15 protein-coding genes are annotated in these 15,138 nt (G+C 72.5%); 6 read left to right on the forward strand and 9 right to left on the reverse strand.

Annotated elements, in window-relative coordinates:
• Positions 1 to 59: 59 nt before the first annotated feature.
• The 5 genes from ASL10_RS01980 to ASL10_RS02000 form a co-directional block, all read right to left on the reverse strand.
• On the reverse strand, positions 60 to 2,081 hold the full coding sequence (locus ASL10_RS01980; protein WP_056043808.1) for a glycosyl hydrolase: 2,022 nt from the start codon (positions 2,079 to 2,081) through the stop codon (positions 60 to 62).
• Positions 2,082 to 2,260: 179 nt separating this feature from the next.
• Positions 2,261 to 2,992 (reverse strand): efflux RND transporter periplasmic adaptor subunit, encoded by a 732-nt coding sequence (locus ASL10_RS01985; protein ID WP_056043811.1) that lies wholly within the window; start codon positions 2,990 to 2,992, stop codon positions 2,261 to 2,263.
• Complete coding sequence (locus ASL10_RS01990) at positions 2,989 to 5,064, reverse strand: glycosyltransferase (protein ID WP_235452281.1); 2,076 nt, start codon at positions 5,062 to 5,064, stop codon at positions 2,989 to 2,991. The genes ASL10_RS01985 and ASL10_RS01990 overlap by 4 nt, the downstream gene beginning before the upstream one ends.
• 537 nt (positions 5,065 to 5,601) lie before the next feature.
• Entirely contained in the window at positions 5,602 to 6,492 is an 891-nt protein-coding gene (locus tag ASL10_RS01995) for a hypothetical protein (RefSeq protein ID WP_056043817.1), read from the reverse strand.
• Positions 6,493 to 6,517: 25 nt separating this feature from the next.
• Positions 6,518 to 7,201, reverse strand: coding sequence for a hypothetical protein (locus ASL10_RS02000; RefSeq protein ID WP_056043822.1), 684 nt, complete (start codon positions 7,199 to 7,201; stop codon positions 6,518 to 6,520).
• Positions 7,202 to 7,379: 178 nt separating this feature from the next.
• Between ASL10_RS02000 and ASL10_RS02005 the strand changes: the two genes are divergently transcribed.
• Positions 7,380 to 7,823, forward strand: a complete 444-nt coding sequence (locus tag ASL10_RS02005) for a hypothetical protein (protein ID WP_043596785.1) — start codon at positions 7,380 to 7,382, stop codon at positions 7,821 to 7,823.
• A 68-nt stretch (positions 7,824 to 7,891) separates the two neighbouring features.
• Here the strand turns inward: ASL10_RS02005 and ASL10_RS02010 are convergent, their stop codons facing one another.
• Complete coding sequence (locus ASL10_RS02010; RefSeq protein ID WP_056043825.1) at positions 7,892 to 8,932, reverse strand: glycosyl hydrolase family 18 protein; 1,041 nt, start codon at positions 8,930 to 8,932, stop codon at positions 7,892 to 7,894.
• A gap of 74 nt (positions 8,933 to 9,006) precedes the next feature.
• Between ASL10_RS02010 and ASL10_RS02015 the strand changes: the two genes are divergently transcribed.
• Positions 9,007 to 9,336 carry a DUF3140 domain-containing protein gene (locus ASL10_RS02015; protein ID WP_056043833.1) on the forward strand — a complete coding sequence of 110 codons (330 nt, stop codon included), beginning with the start codon at positions 9,007 to 9,009 and terminating at the stop codon, positions 9,334 to 9,336.
• Between the two features lie 57 nt (positions 9,337 to 9,393).
• Positions 9,394 to 10,068 (forward strand): SDR family oxidoreductase, encoded by a 675-nt coding sequence (locus tag ASL10_RS02020; protein ID WP_056043834.1) that lies wholly within the window; start codon positions 9,394 to 9,396, stop codon positions 10,066 to 10,068.
• A gap of 171 nt (positions 10,069 to 10,239) precedes the next feature.
• On the opposite strand, the gene ASL10_RS02025 is transcribed toward ASL10_RS02020, so the two are convergent.
• On the reverse strand, positions 10,240 to 10,452 hold the full coding sequence (locus tag ASL10_RS02025; RefSeq protein ID WP_043596779.1) for a hypothetical protein: 213 nt from the start codon (positions 10,450 to 10,452) through the stop codon (positions 10,240 to 10,242).
• Positions 10,453 to 10,539: 87 nt separating this feature from the next.
• Between ASL10_RS02025 and ASL10_RS02030 the strand changes: the two genes are divergently transcribed.
• Positions 10,540 to 11,988, forward strand: a complete 1,449-nt coding sequence (locus tag ASL10_RS02030; protein WP_082460072.1) for a glucose-6-phosphate dehydrogenase — start codon at positions 10,540 to 10,542, stop codon at positions 11,986 to 11,988.
• Between the two features lie 181 nt (positions 11,989 to 12,169).
• On the opposite strand, the gene ASL10_RS02035 is transcribed toward ASL10_RS02030, so the two are convergent.
• Positions 12,170 to 13,000 carry a transglutaminase family protein gene (locus tag ASL10_RS02035; protein ID WP_056043838.1) on the reverse strand — a complete coding sequence of 277 codons (831 nt, stop codon included), beginning with the start codon at positions 12,998 to 13,000 and terminating at the stop codon, positions 12,170 to 12,172.
• A 113-nt stretch (positions 13,001 to 13,113) separates the two neighbouring features.
• Here ASL10_RS02035 and ASL10_RS02040 point away from each other — a divergent pair, with 113 nt between their 5' ends.
• Positions 13,114 to 13,410, forward strand: a complete 297-nt coding sequence (locus ASL10_RS02040) for a hypothetical protein (RefSeq protein ID WP_043596776.1) — start codon at positions 13,114 to 13,116, stop codon at positions 13,408 to 13,410.
• Between the two features lie 62 nt (positions 13,411 to 13,472).
• The gene (locus ASL10_RS02045) at positions 13,473 to 13,772 is read left to right on the forward strand and encodes a hypothetical protein (protein WP_157485185.1); all 300 of its coding nucleotides are present in this window, start codon (positions 13,473 to 13,475) and stop codon (positions 13,770 to 13,772) included.
• A gap of 169 nt (positions 13,773 to 13,941) precedes the next feature.
• On the opposite strand, the gene ASL10_RS16290 is transcribed toward ASL10_RS02045, so the two are convergent.
• Positions 13,942 to 14,838, reverse strand: coding sequence for a hypothetical protein (locus ASL10_RS16290; protein WP_082460073.1), 897 nt, complete (start codon positions 14,836 to 14,838; stop codon positions 13,942 to 13,944).
• Positions 14,839 to 15,138 lie beyond the last annotated feature (300 nt).

Genomic DNA, 15,138 nt, shown 5'->3' on the forward strand with positions numbered 1-15,138 from the left:
TGCGCCCCGTCGGCTGAGCCGGGCCAGCCCTCGCCGACCCGCACCTCCTGCGTTCGGCCCTACCGCGTGCCGGCGGTCATCACGTAGGCCATCGCGTAGGCCCGCGAGTTGCCGTCGTCGATGCCCGTCTCGGGCAGGTCGGCCAGTGCCGTCAGGGCCGCCGCGGCCTGGTCGGGCCCCTCGAGGGCCGAGTACATCAGCACGTAGTCGCCGAGCGGCCGGTCGAAGCCCGAGGCGCTCGCCTCGTCGACCACGCGCGCGATCTGCCGGGCGCCTCCGCCCGCCGACGACGTCAGGTACGACACCGAGGTCGGGCTCAGCGGGATCAACTGGATGCCGGCGATCGCCGACGGCTCGGCCGAGAACCAGGTGCCGTAGTCGCGCTTGCCACCCCAGGTCAGCGAGACGATCGCGTGTCCGTAGCCGGCGGACGTCGGGCCGGTCAGGTCGGGGGCGAGCCAGTAGGCCAACGCCGACGAGGCCTCGCCGCTGAGCATCCACGACGCCTCGTCGCCGAGCGCGTCGTCACCCGTGGCCGCGGCCCAGAGCGACAGGCCCGCGTAGGCGTTGACGGCCTCGGACGACGACTCCTGGTTGTTCCCGTCGGCGAACGGCGAGTAGCCCGAGGCCCAGCTGTGCGACCAGTAGGGGTCGAAGGCGCGCCGGTCGGGGAACGACCCGTTGTCGGCGCCCGAAGCGATGTCGGCGGCGAGCAGGTCCATGACCGGACGCCAGCGCTCGGCCAGTTCGGGGTCGTCGGCCGCGACGACGCCGGCGGCGTAGAGGAAGTAGCCGTAGTGGAAGTAGTGGTCGTTGAACTCGTCCGAGCCGAACGACGCCGCCTTGCCGACGACGCCCTTCACCGCGGGGTCGTAGACGAAGCACTCCTGCTCGCGCGTCTCGCAGCCCGAGGGGTCGGTCCACCGGTCGAGTCGGTCGACGACCGACGTGCGGAGGGTCTCGGCCGACGCGTCGTCCCCGAGCTGCCGGGCGAGCTGCAGGAGCATCGCCGACCGGTAGAGCGCCTTGCCGCCGTAGTAGGTGTCGACCGGCGTCTCCGCCGTGCGGGCGACGTCGACCTGCACCTGGTCCTCGAGCTCCGTCCTCTGGTCGTCGCTCAGCCCCGAGAGGTCGAGCCCGGTCGAGGCCGTGGTGACCGGTGCGTCGAACGCCAGCGTCGAGCCGATCGACAACGGGACGGTGCCGTAGATCGTGTCGTAGCCCAGCCCGGTGCCGCCACCCGTCACCGCGTCGCCCATGTGCGGGGCCGGGACGAGCAGGGTGTCTCCCCCGGCCGCCGTCTCGTAGCCGAGCTCGGTGGTCGACACCGCCGACGACCCGGACCCGGAGGCGCGGTGCGCGGTGGTCACCGACGTCAGCGGCGAGGCGGCCGCGTCGAGCACCGTCCGCACCTGCTCGTCGGTGGCCCCGTCGGGCAGCGGCACGAGGACGACCGAGCCGCCCTCGTCGAGCCGGACCGCCGTGCCGTCGAGGCTGCCGTCCGTCACGGCGACGCCCCACGTCGTGCTGCCGACGGTGAACGTGCCGCGCCCGTCGCCGACGGTCGTGACGGCAGTCCCGAGGGTGTCGGTCTGCGCGGTCGCGGCGGTGTACGAGACGACCGGCGAGCCCTCGGCGACGGTCGTGTGACCGAGCACCGCGTCGCCGTCGAGGTGGGCGATCGTCACCGAGACGTCGTCGTAGGCACTGATCTCGGTCGCCGAGGCCTGGACGTCGAGGGTGACGTCGGGCAGGGCAGGCGACACGATCGCCTTCTCGGAGGCCACCGGCACCGGGAGTCCCGCGGCGAAGCCGGCCTGCGTCAGCTGGAACGAGATCGGGAACGGGAACACGGGCGTCGGCTCGTCACCGAAGACCAGCCCCGAGAACCAGGTGTTGGTGGGCGGGACGAGGCCGTCGGCGAGGCGCATGGTCGGGACGGTGCCGACCGACTCGTGGGGCAGGGCGGCGACCAGGGGGTCGACCTGCGAGGCGGGGAACACGTCGCCTCCGGCGTCGGGGCGGCCCGTGGTGTCCCCGTCCGTGTCCGAGCCGCCGGTGCAGCCGGCCAGCACGAGCACGCCGGCCGTGCCGAGGGCGACGCCGGCGAGGACCCGGCGGAGGGTCGGGAGGCGCGGGGCGGGTCGGATCTCGACCCGCGCCTCCCGGGGGTGACGAGCCGGCCCGGAAGCGATCGGTGATCCCGAACGATCCCGTCGGCCGGACCGACCCGTCGTCTTTCTCCGTGCGCCGGGGATCGTCAGACCCCGATCTGGCGCAGGAAGTCCTGCATGGTGTCCACGGGCCCGGCGAGGATGCCGTCGTCGCGGAGGTGCATGGTCGCCTCGACCGGCGTGCCGCTCGCGACGAGGCCGTTGTAGGCCCCCTCGCTCAGCTGGTCGCTGACCACGCGGACGGTGGCCGCGGCCGCGCCGTCCTTGGTCTGCACGCTGACCAGGTCGACGCTGCCCTCGACGACCTGCTGGTTGGGCAGCATCACGTCGACGGTCGCGCCGTCCTGGATGCGCTCGTAGTCGCGGGGAGTGAGCGTGAAGTCGGCGTCCACGAAGAGCGTGCCGGCCTTCTCGATGGTCGCGACGGACGTTCCCGAGCCGAGGAACCCGCCCTCGCGGACGTCGAGCTGCGACAGCGTGCCGTCGACGGTGGCCATGAAGGTGATGGTGCCGTCGTCGTCCACCGTGTAGGCGTCCGTGTCGGGGACGACGACGTCGTCCGCGAGGTCCTTCTGCAGCGAGGGGCTCTGCAGCGAGAAGAGCACGTCGCCCTTCTTCACCCGGTCGCCGACCTCGGCGTCGGTCGAGGTGACCGTGCCGCTGTAGTCGGTGCCGACGGAGAAGTCCTGGCTGGCGATGGCGGCACTGGTGCTGATGACCTGGGCCTGCCGCTGCGTGAAGATGACGGTGAAGACGGCCACGAGGGCGAGCACCACCAGGATGCCGACGGTCATCTTGATCCTGTTGCCCCAGGTCATGAGACCACCTTCTCTCGGTCGTTCGTGTCGTGTCGGTCGGGTCCGGACACCGGTCCCGCGTGCTGTGTGTGCGACGCCTCGTCGCCGTGCTGCGCCTCGTGGGCGTGCTGGTCGTCGGCCACGGCCAGTCGGGCCTCGAGCAGGTGACGCCGCTCGTCGTCGCGTCGGCGCTGCTCGAGTCGCTGCTCGGACGACAGCTCGAGGAACTCGTCGTGGCTCCGGGGCAGGGGCCGGGCGACCTGGGTGCGGAGGGTCTGAGTCGCCACGGGCCCGGTCGTGATCGGACCGGCGACGGTCGTGCGAGCGCTCGACCCCGAGCGGGCGGCACGCTTGATGGCTCCGGCCTCACGCAGGGCCGCGAGCAGGAAGGCCGAGAGCACGGCGGTGTTGATCAGGTTCCAGACCGTGGCGAGCGTGAGCACCCGGTTGTCCCAGTCCCGCCAGATCGCGACGAGCGAGGTCAGCGACAGGAAGAGCCAGAACAGCACCTGGGGCACGAGCACGTTGAACGGACTCGACGCCTTGCCTCCGCCGGTCACGTGCCAGGCCGTGTCCTTGCCGCTCAGCACGTTCCACAACGCCTTGACGTAGATCGGGAACGACACCGACGCGAGCATCAGCACCTCCCAGCGGAACGACCCGAGCGTGAAGAAGGCGAGCGCGATCTGCAGCAGGTAGAAGCCCGAGTAGAAGAGCAGCCACTGCAGCACCGAGATGTGCAGGTTCATCGGGCGCAGGTCGAAGAAGATCTCCATCGGCGGCACCATGATCAGCAGCAGCGGGGCGATGCCCGTCAGGTAGTGGGTCGCCGTCAGCGTGTACTGGAAGCGCTGGTCCATCGTCAGGGTGCGGCGGGGGCTCAGCGGGTTGTGCCGGAAGAGGATCTCGAACCCGCCGGTCGCCCAGCGCAGCTGCTGCTTGCTGTACGCCTCGATGGTCTCGGGGGCGTCGCCGATCGCGAGCGTCATCGGGATGTAGATCGAGCGCCACCCGGCCTCGTGCAGGAACAGGCTCGTCCAGACGTCCTCGGACTTCGAGTCAGTGTCGATGCCACCGACCTCGTCGATCGCCGCACGGCGGAAGATGACGTTGGTGCCGACGCAGAACGCGGCGTTGAACCGGTTGCGGCCGGGCTGGATGTACCGGTAGAAGACGGCCTGCATGTAGCCGGCGCCGCGGCTGACGATGCTCACGAGGTTGCCGTACGACTGCGGGGTCTGGACGAAGGCGACCTTCTCGTCGATGAAGAACGGCACGGTCTCGTGCAGGAACATCGGCTTGGGCACGAAGTCCGCGTCGAAGATGGCGAAGTAGTCGCCCTTGGCCACCGACAGGGCGTAGTTGACGTTGCCCGCCTTGGCGCCGTGGCTGGTCAGCCGGCGGATGTACCGGGCGCCGAGCCTCGCGGTGAGGTCCTTGACCTCGTCGCTCCGACCGTCGTCCAGCACCCAGGTGCGGTGCGCGCCCTGCATCGCGACGGCGGCCTGGACCGTCATCGCGATCTTCGACAGTTCTTCGCCGTAGACCGTGACGAAGACGTCGACGACGACGGTCTTCCCGTCGACGACGATCGGCCACAGGTGAGGCTGGTCGCGGACGCCGAGCCGGTCGATCGCGTCCTCGTCGTAGAGCGTGTCCTGCGTCGAGTGGAAGTCGAAGTCCCGGGGGTTCTGACCGCCCGAGAGGATCGTCCACATGGCCAGCAGGGCCTGCAGCACCAGGACGGCCTCGGCGATGATCACCGCGACGTAGGGCAGCAGGTCACCGCGGTTGGCGGGGTTCAGCAGGAACTGCCCGTAGAGCAGGATGCCCATGGTGCAGGCGAGCACGAGCAGCACCATGAAGGGTGAGTGGGCACGCCCCTCGGTGCGCGAGACGACCGACGCGTGGTGGTCGCTCGTGATGCGCGTCGTGGGGCGTGCCCGCGATCCCCGCTCCTCGTCGTGGTGTGCCAGGCGCCTCAGTTCGCTGCGCGAGCGAGGAGCCACGTCGAGGGCGGGGCCGGTGTCGGGTGCACCGGTGTCGGGTCGGTTTTCGGCGTCGCTGTCGCGGACGCGCATGGTTCGGGACATGCGTGTTCTCTCCGGGTTCGGGTCTGAGAGACGACCGGACGCCGGCGGCGGTGGGTGACCGCCGTCGGACGTCCGGAGGGGCGTCGGCGACGGCGGCGACTCGAGGTGACGCGCCGGGGTGGGCGGCGGTCGGGTGGGAACCAGGGGCTCCCGTTTCGGGTCCGTCGACTGCGAGCGGTTCGGGCCACTCGATCGACGGGCTCGCCTCCGGTGTGGGCCTTTCGGGGGACCGTTCCGGGGACGTGTCGAAACAGTACAGGGTCGTTCCTGCCGATTCGCGACACCCGTTCGGGGGGTACGCCCCCTCGAAGGGGTCACAGGCCGCATGGACAACGGGGAGGTGACACCCGTCCCGGCCCGAGGCTCACCCGTCTCACCCGTCCGGGGGGCACGCCGCAGGGCGGGTGGCACCGACCCCCGCGAGTAGGCCGCGGAGGCGCGGGTGGCATCCTCGAGGACGACCACGCCCGGGCGTGTCGTGGCCCGCGCCCGTCGTGGCAGGGCCCGTCGTGGGCCCGGACGCGTCGCGGCCGGGCGTCAGACGGTGAGGTCGGCCAGCCAGCCGGCCAGGAACTCGGCCCCGGCCTCGTCGTGGATCGCTCCCGTCGAGCTCGTCAGCACCGGGTACGGCGTCGCCGGCACGCCGTCGGCCGGGCGGACGTCGACGTGCGCGACCGCGTGCCCCTGCGCGTGCAGCCAGTCGGCCATGGCGTAGTCGCTGCGCGAGTCGCCGACCGTGCGCCAGGCGAGCGGGGGCTCGCCGTCGGCCGCCAGCAGCTCGAGCGCCCGCTCGGCCCCGAGGTCCTTGCCGAGCCGCACCGACTCGATGTCGGTCGAGATGATCGTCGGGTCGACGCGCCACTGCACGGACCCGGAGGCGTCGGGCCGCACGTCGTCGAGTCGGCGCACGCCGAAGCCCCGGCGGACCAGCGCCTGCATCGCCTTCTCGTCGAGGTCGCGTTGCCGGCCCAGGTAGGTCGACGACTCGACGCTCGTGAGCTGCTCGATCGAGACCATCGCGTGCTTGGTCGTGTCGTAGAACACCAGGTCGGCGAACTCGTCCGCCACCAACGCCTGCATCTCGGCGCCGAAGTCGGCGGGCATGGCGAGCGACGAGTCGACCTCGATCGGGCCGATGCCGTCGACACCGTGCTCGGAGCCGATCGTGAACCAGACGGCACCCTTCTCGCAGACGCCGTGCACCCGCGCGCCCTCGGGCAGGCCGGCCGCGAGCAGCGGACCGACGACCTCCTCACGGATGAACGCGTCCGAGCGCCCCGTGTTGAAGACGATCGGCACGCCGAGGGCGGCGAGCGCCACGAGGTCGCGCGTGATCGCGGGCAGCGCGATGCTGCGGGTCACGGGGCTGGCGATCGGGCCGTCGACGTCGAGGAGCAGGCCGAGTCGGGGTGCGCTGGAGGAGGTCACGGGACCATCCTCGCAGCAGGTCCGGCTACGGGGCGGTCGGCAGGGACGGCATCGTCTGCACGAACTCGGCGAAGGCCACGATGAACACCGAGAACGCGACGACGATCGTGATCAGGTACACGGCGATGAAGAGCCACAGCGGCGCGAGCCCGCCACCGGTGCGACGCTTCACGACGACCGAGCGACCGACGACGTAGACGACCGTGAGGAACGCCCACGGCCACGGGAACGGCTTCACGATGCCCCGGGCCGTCAACGCCCGGTGGTCGAGCCAGGCGAAGACGACCGTCAGTGCGTAGACGAGCAGGCCGATGCCCATGTAGGCGAGGTAGCCCGGCGTGAAGGGCGACTGGTAGACGCCCGGGGTGATCGTGGCGGTGCGCTCGAGGTAGTCGCCGACGTCCCAGAAGGCGAGCCCGATCAGTTGCACCAGCGGCAGCAGGACGAGCACCCAGACGAACGGCGTCGAGGTGCTGACGCCGGGGTTGGTGCCCTTGAGCGGGTCGGCGTACCCACCGGGCCCGGGGTAGGGCTGCTGCCCCGGCTGCTGCGCCTGGGGGTGCTGGCCCTGGTACGGCGGGGAGTACCGGGGGTCCTGCTGGTTCTGGGAGCTCCGGGGGTCCTGAGGGGTCTGGGGGTTCTGGGGGGTCTGGGGGTTCTGGGGGTTCTGGGGGTTCTGCCAGGGCTGCTGGCCGGGGGCGTCGCTCACGGTGTCTCCGTCGTCGTCGTGGGTGGGCAGGTCGGGTCGTCGTCGCGCGTCGGGCCGCTCTCCGGCAGCGTAGTGCGGCGGCTCGACTCGGCGCCCGCTCCGGTTTCCGCCTGTGGACGGACCTGTGAGGGCAGCTCGGGTGGGAGGATTGTGGGAACCCCTCGACAGGAGATCACCCGTGGCGTCGCTCCCCCTTTCCGTCATCACCGCACTCGAGGCCTTCGCCGCGCCCGATCGCAAACAATCCGTGCACGACCTCGCCGTCGACCCTGCCGGCCCCGAAGAGCAGGCCCTCGCCGACCTGACCGGGTCGGTCGAGTGGGTCGACATGGCCGTCGCCCACCCGCTCGGTCCCGACCGCAGCGACCCCGAGGGCATGCGCCGACTGCTGCAGGCGATGGGAGCAGAGGGCCGCTGCGCCGTCCTGTCGGCGTCGGGTTCCGAAGACGACCGCGACCTCGGCGGCGCCCTCGACGGCGTGCTGCACCAAGAAGGCGGCGCGCTCGTCGTCTGCCGTCCGGGTCCGCTCGCGTTGCTGATCACCGGCCGCGGCGAACACTGGCTGCTGAGCGACCGGGACATCCCCCAGCTGACCGGCCCGATCGGCGTCGTCACGCCGTAGGCGGCACCTCCGGCGGCGATCCGGCACGAGCCGCATCCGTGGCCGCAGGGCGGCCCGTCGCCCGGACGTCAGCCGCGGCGGATCGGGTCCCCCGTCGTCAGCTGCCAGATCGCGACGCCGTGGAGCCCCTTCGACTCGGCCAGATCGGCGCGCGCGGTGATCGAGCGACCATCCGACCACCAGAGGGTCGAGCCGTCACCGGGCGAGGCGGTGTACTCGGCCTGGTCGGCGTCCCACGAACCCGTGGACTGCGCAGCGGTGCGGGCCTCGGCGACCGTCAGCGCGCCTCCTGCGGTGCCGTCGCCCGTCCACCGGTAGCCGTACCCCGCGACGCCGAGGTCGAGGCGGTCGGCCGGGACGGACTCGAGTGCGGCGTCGAGGACCTCACCGACCCAGGGCAGGCCGCCGACGGGCCCCGGTTCGCTGAACCCGGCGCCGTGCTGGTCGTAGGCCATGAGCACGAACCGGTCGACGGAGTCGGACAGGGCGGCGAGGTCGTAGCCGAGGTCCGCGTATCCCGCCGGGTCGGCGCTGGGCTGCAGGGCCATCGAGATGCTCGCGTCGTCGGGCAGGGCGTCGCGGAGCTCGGCGGCGAAGTCCACCAGCCCCGGGGCGTCCGCGGCGGAGAGCGACTCGAAGTCGATCTGGACGCCGTCCCAGCCGCCGTTGACGACTTCTCCGGTGAGGCCCGACACGACGAACTCGCGGTTGGCCCGGCTCGACAGCAGTTGCGACGCGAGCTCACCGCTGAAGCCGTCCTGGCCCGCGTTGACGACGAGCAACTCGGCCTTCCCGCCCGCCGACTGGGCGGCCTCGCGGAGGGAGTTGGCGGACTCGTCGCTCGGTGCGACCCCGGCCCCGCCGGTCGTGATCGCGACGCCCGAGACGCCGACCGTGTCGATCGCCGACCCGCTGCGGTCGAGCGCCTCGACGGCGGCCGTCGTCGCGTCGGGTGAGGCGATGGCGTAGCCCTCGACCGCGAGCCCTGCCGGGATCTTCGCCTGCGGCGCGACCGTCGGGTTGTTCCCGTCGGCCGAGCACGACGACATCGTGACCGCGAGCGAGGCGGCGAGCAGCAGGGCGGCGGTGCCGGCGGTCAGGGTGCGCACCGTGCCATCTTCGTCGATCCGGCGGAGCGGTGCGGTGCGGGGCGGTCCCGTCCGGGGCGTGCTTGGCTCGTCGCATGGCAGACGACGGACGACAGCAGACCTGGGACGAGTTCCACGACGACGTGAACATGACGGCCTCGACGCTGCGCGAGTGGCTCGACACCGACGAGTCGCGCGAGGTGGGGCAGAAGGACGGCGGCGAGTCCGTCGGGCACGAGAGCGGCCGGCACATCGTGCGCATCCTCGAGAAGAAGAAGGCCGACCTGACCGACGCCGACTGGAAGCACATGGAGAAGGTCCACGGCTACGTCGCGCGCCACTCGAAGCAGCGCCCCTCGGGTGACGTCACCGACACGAAGTGGCGCTGGTCGCTCATGAACTGGGGCCACGACCCGCTGGCCTGACCGGCGACCGGCCCGACCGGGCCGACCGGCGGCCCGCGGGACCGGCAGACTGGTCGGATGAAGACCGCACTCGTCACCGGGGGCTCGCGGGGCATCGGCCTCGCCGTCGTCCGCGACCTCGCCCGCACCCACCACGTGATCGTCCACGGACGGGACGAGGAGGCGCTGCGGGCGATCACCGCCGACCTCCCGTCCGCGACGGCGTGGGCCGCGGACCTCTCGGGCCCGGCCCTCACGGTGCCGCAGCTCGACGGGCTCGACGTGCTGGTGCACGCGGCCGGCGTCATCGGCGGGCGCGCCGTCGCCGACACGGAGCGCGACGACTGGCGGCGCGTCTTCGAGGTCAACGTGTTCGCCGTCGCCGAGGTGACGCGGCAGCTGCTGCCGGCGCTGCGGGCGGCGCAGGGCACGGTCGTGTCGATCAACAGCGGCTCGGGGTTCACGGCAGGGCCCGACGGCAGCACCTACGCGGCGAGCAAGTTCGCCCTGCGCGCGCTGACCGACGCCCTGCGCGAAGAGGAACGTCCGCACGGCGTCCGGGTCAGCTCGGTGCACCCGGGCCGCGTCGACACCGACATGCAGCACGAGTTGGTCACGGCCGAGGGCGGCACGTACGACACGTCGCTCTACCTCGAACCGCAGTCCGTCGCGGACGCGGTGCGGCTCGTGGTCGACCTGCCGCACGGGGCGACCGCCGAGGTCGTCTCGGTGCGCCCCACCCGCCGCGCCTAACCCGCCGGGCAGCGAGGCCGGACGGGTGTCGCACCGCCGAACGAGCATCGCACCGCCCACTTCGGCGGTGCGATGTTCATCAGGCGGTGCGACGCCCATCGGGTGGTGCGGACCGCGGGTGGTGCGGACCGCGGGCGGTGCGGACCGCGGGTGGTGCCGACCGCGGGTGGGTCAGCTGTAGTCGTGGCCCGAGACGCCGAGGGACCGGTAGACGTACTCGCCGCCCTCGCTGGCGTCGTCGTCGAGCTCCCACATCAGGTCCTCGCCGTCGGAGGCCCCGGGACGCGTGACGCTCTTCTGCGGCAGCCCGTCGATGAGGGTGAGTTCTTCGGTGGTGGTCTCGTCGTGGCCGACGAAGCGGGCGGTGTAGGTCTGGTCGCTCATGGCGTGGACGGTACGCCGGGTGCTCCGAGGCGGCCCGTCGCACCCCCTCCCGGGCGCGGCCGGGCGCGGCCCACTACCGTTCACGGCATGAGTGCGAAGAAGGCCCCCGAGCCGGCGACCCTGTTGATCCTGGGCGCGAGCGGGGACCTCGCCGCGCGCCTCCTGATGCCCGGCCTCGGCGGCCTGTTGTCGATCGAACCTCCCCGGCGCGTGCAGCTGATCGGCGCCGGCGTCGAGGAGTACACCGATGCCGAGTGGAAGGCACGCGTGAAGACGTCGTTCGACAGCGTCCACGCGAGCGGCCCCGCCGTCGACGCGTTGCTCGAGTCGACCACGTACATCACGGCCGACGTGACCGGGGCCGACGGCCTCCGCGGCCTCCTCGAGGCCTGTGACGCGCCTCCGTCCATCTACTTCGCGCTGCCGCCGGCCATCACCGAGAAGGCCTGTGCCGCCCTCCGCGAGGTCGACCTGCCCGAGGGCACGGCGCTCGCCCTCGAGAAGCCGTTCGGCACCGACCTCGCCAGTGCGAAGAAGCTCAACCGCGAGGTGCTGAAGCTCGTGCACGAGGACCAGGTGCACCGTGTCGACCACTTCCTGGGCCGCTCGACCGTGCTCAACCTGCTCGGCCTGCGGTTCGCGAACCGCCTGATCGAGCCCATGCTCAACAACCAGCACGTCGAGAGCATCGAGATCGTCTACGACGAAGAACTCGGCCTCGAGAACCGCGCGCGCTACTACGACCACGCCGGCGCCATGGTCGACATGATCCAGAGCCACCTGCTGCAGGTGATGGCCGTGCTGACGATGAACGCTCCCGCCACGCTCGGCGCGGCCGACCTGCGCGACGAGAAGGAGTTGGTGCTGCGCGCGACCCACGTCTGGGACGACGACGCCGTCGCGAACTCCCGCCGTGCCCGCTACGGCGAGGGCGAGGTGGACGGCCGCACCCTGCCCGCCTACGTCGACGAGGACGGCGTGGACGCGTCGCTCGAGACCGAGACGCTGGCCGAGGTCGTCGTCGAGGTGGCGAACTGGCGGTGGGCCGGCGTGCCGATCCTGCTGCGCTCCGGCAAGGCCCTGGCCTCGCGTCGCCGCGAGATCGTCATCACGTTCCGCCCGCCCACCCACGTCCCGAAGGAGTTCGTCGGCGGAGGCACCCCCGACCGCCTGCGCATCGCGATCTCACCCGACGAGATGTCGCTCGAGCTGAACGTCAACGGCCCGGGCGACTCGTACGACCTGTCGCGCGCCTCCCTGCACGCCGACTTCGGCGCGGCCGACCTGACGGCCTATGGCGAGGTGCTCGAGGGCATCCTCGACGACGACCCGACGCTCTCGGTGCGCGGCGACTCGGCGGAGGAGGGGTGGCGCATCGTCGCCCCCGTCGTCAAGGCCTGGAAGACCGGCGAGGTCGCGATCGACGAGTACCCGGCGGGGTCGGCCGGACCGACGTCCTGGCCCGCAGGCGTCCACCAGAACGAGCCCGCCGTCCGCGCGCGCGAGGGCGCGAAGCTGGCGCACCGCGAGGACTGAGCCGGACCCGGCAGGCGCACGCCGCCTCGCGCACGCCGCCCCGCGCACGCCGCCACGAGGTGAACGATCCGCCACGCGATCGTGTGGCGGCGTGTTTACTTCGTGGCGGAGTGGGTCGGGGCCAGGGCGGGGCGGCAGGCAGGGGCGGCGCGAGTGCAGGAGGCGCGGTGCCGGCGGGCGGTCATCCGAGGCTGACGAAGGTGCTCACGTCGTCGCGCGGCAGCTCGTCGGCGACGGCTCCCACCTGCATCCCCGCGACCGTGACGCGGCCGCCGTGGCTCGAGAGGAACGCGGTGTCGGAGGCGTCCCGTCCGGTCGCGATGCGCAGGAGCGTCTGACGCGGGGCCAGCCCGGTCGCGTCGACCACGTGCCAGGCACCGTCGACGAAGGCCTCGGCCACGGCGTGGAAGTCCATCGGGGACAGGCCCGGGGCGTAGACGCTGACGAGCCGCGCGGGAACGTCGAGCCCCCGCAGCAGGGCGATCACGAGGTGCGCGTAGTCGCGGCAGACGCCCTGCCGGTCGAGCAGGGTCTGCACCGCGCCGTCGGTCGGCGCGCTGGCCCCGGGCACGTAGGCGAGGTGCGAGCCGACCCACGTCGCGACCGCGGCCAGCAGCTCGCGCCCCTCGAGCCCGCCGAACTCGGCGCGGGCGGTGGGGCTGAGCGTGTCCGACTCGCAGTAGCGGCTGGGGCGCCGGTAGCGCACGAGGTCGAGGTCGTCGACGGCGGGCTCGTCGAGTCGTCCGTCGACGACGACCCGGTAGTCGACGGTGACCCGGCCGGCCCCGACCTCGCACAGGTGGAGGAGGGTTCCGTGGTGGTCGTGCAGCTCGCGGACCTCGAGGGGTGCGCCGTGCTGGGTGACGGCCAGCGCCTCCTCGGTGATGCGGGCGGTGCCGGCCTGCGCCACCGCGTCGGGCGCGGCGTAGGCGCGGGAGGCGGCGATCGACAGGACGAACTCGGCGGGGCCGTCGACGTCGAACTCGAGCCGGGCGGACGCGGTGCGCTTCATGACCAGAGGGTGGCACGGTCGTGAGTCGAACGTGTTTCGGGGTCCGCCGTGAAGCGGCTGCGACCCTGCTGGGACCGTCGCTCGATGTCGGTGGTGGCGGGTTGGATGAGCGCATGCCCTCGTACCGCGTCACGCTCACCGTCGGCACCCTGCGACCCGGGGTGCGGCCCGACTCGGTGCTGCCCGCGGCCGCCGCGAGTGCGGCCGGGTTGACGACCGTCGAGGCCAGCGACGTCACGCTCGTGCGCGGTGAGCCACGGTTGGTGGTGCGCTACGAATGCGCCGCCGACGAGCCCGCGCACCGCATCGGGGCCGTCGTCGAGGCGACCGTGGGCGAGCTGGCCGACGTGGTCCAGGGACGCGTGACGCGCCGCGACGGCGGGGCGTGGACGCTGGTGGGCGCGGTCTGACCCGGGTGAGGTCGGGCCGGCGGTCCGCGATGCCCGGCACCCGCCGCGCGTAGGCTCCCGACATGGGGACGACGACGCGGACGCTGCTCACGACCACTGCTCGCACGGGGGTGGCCGCAGCGATGGTCCTGCTCGCCTCGGGGCTGCTGACCGCTTGTAGCGACGGCGACGACGACCCCGTGGTGACCGTCAGCCCGAGCGTCAGCCCGTCGGCGACGCCCGAGAGCCCGACACCGGCGCCCGCGCCTCCCACCGACGGCATCGTGACGCCCTCGCCGGGCCCGACCAGCCCCAGCCCGCGTCCCACACCGGTCACCACCGACAAGCCCACCGACCGGCAGACGATCCCCCCGCAGAACTAGCGGTCGCGCCCCGTGGCGCGGCAGTGCAGGCCCGTGGCGCGGCAGTACGCCCCCGTGGCGCGGCATCGCACCACGAACTGAACGTCGCACCGCGGATTTCCGCGGTGCGACGTTCAGGAGGCGGTGCGACGTCCGGCAGGCGAGGCGACCCGGCCCCGGGCCGACCCGCTCAGTACCAGTTGACGGACTGCGAGTGCGACCAGGCGCCGCACGGGGTGCCGTAGACCGACTTGATGTAGCCGAGCCCCCAGGTGATCTGCGTCTTGGCGCTCGTGGCCCAGTCGCTCCCGGCCGAGGCCATCTTGCTGCCGGGCAGCGCCTGCGGGATGCCGGTCGCGCCGCTGGGGTTGTAGGCCTTGTAGTTCCAGCCCGACTCCTTCGTCCAGAGCGAGACGAGGCACGAGAACTGGTCGCTGCCCCAGCCGTACTGGGACGACGCGAGGGACTGGGCCGTGGCCTTGGCCCCGTCGACCGAGTTGTCGGCGGCGGCGCGGGCGGCCTCGGCGGCGGCCGCGGCGTCGGCGGCGGCCTTCGCCTCGGCGGCTGCCTGGGCCTCGGCGGCGGCCTGCGCGGCAGCGGCGGCGGCAGCGGCCTGTCGGTCGGCCTCGGCGGCGGCCGACTGGACGGTCTGCGCCGAGAGCGCGGTCTTCTCGACGCGGTCGTTCAGCGTCGAGGCGTCGAGCTTCTCGTAGTCGGCCAGGGAGGCGACCTGGGTCTGCAAGTCGCTGGCGTCGGTCCGGCTCGAGGTCGAGGCCACGACCTGGTTCGCGATCTGGATCGTCGAGCGCGCCTTGGCCTGGGCCAACGAGGTGGCGATGTCCGCCTTCTGCTGCTTGACGTCGGCGGCGTGCTGCTCGGCCGAGATGGTGTCGGCACCGGCGGCCGACATCGAGGTGACCGCGAAGCCGGTGCCGGTGACGAGGGCGACCGCGGCGACGCCACCGATCAGCGAGAGGCGACGACGGGCGGTGCGACGGCGTCCGGCGGAGAGCGAGCGGCGCGTGGCGGGAGCCTCGGCGGCGGTCGCGGCGTCCGCGCCGGAGGCAGGGGTGTTCTCGGGGGTCATGTGGTCCTCGTGCTCGGCCGACCCGCGCCTCCGTTCGGGCAGGGCGCACACGGCGATGCCGCACGGGCGCGGGGCGCTCGGGGCGGCGGGGCCCCGCGGCAGAGGCGGGGGAAGCCGTGACAGGTCGGTGTCGGTCTCGCGAGGCCGTGGGGCCCCGACTCGTCCGCCGCAGCTGCCCTGCCGAGTCGGGACTCGATCGGGAGGGGCGCACGCGCCCGGGCGAAGTGACGAGTATGCAGAGACTTCCTGAGTAGAACCACACAATGCACTGTCGAACCGGGCAGTCCGGCGCATCATCCC

It is taken from the genome of Frigoribacterium sp. Leaf8 (assembly GCF_001421165.1).
GTDB lineage: Bacteria > Actinomycetota > Actinomycetes > Actinomycetales > Microbacteriaceae > Frigoribacterium.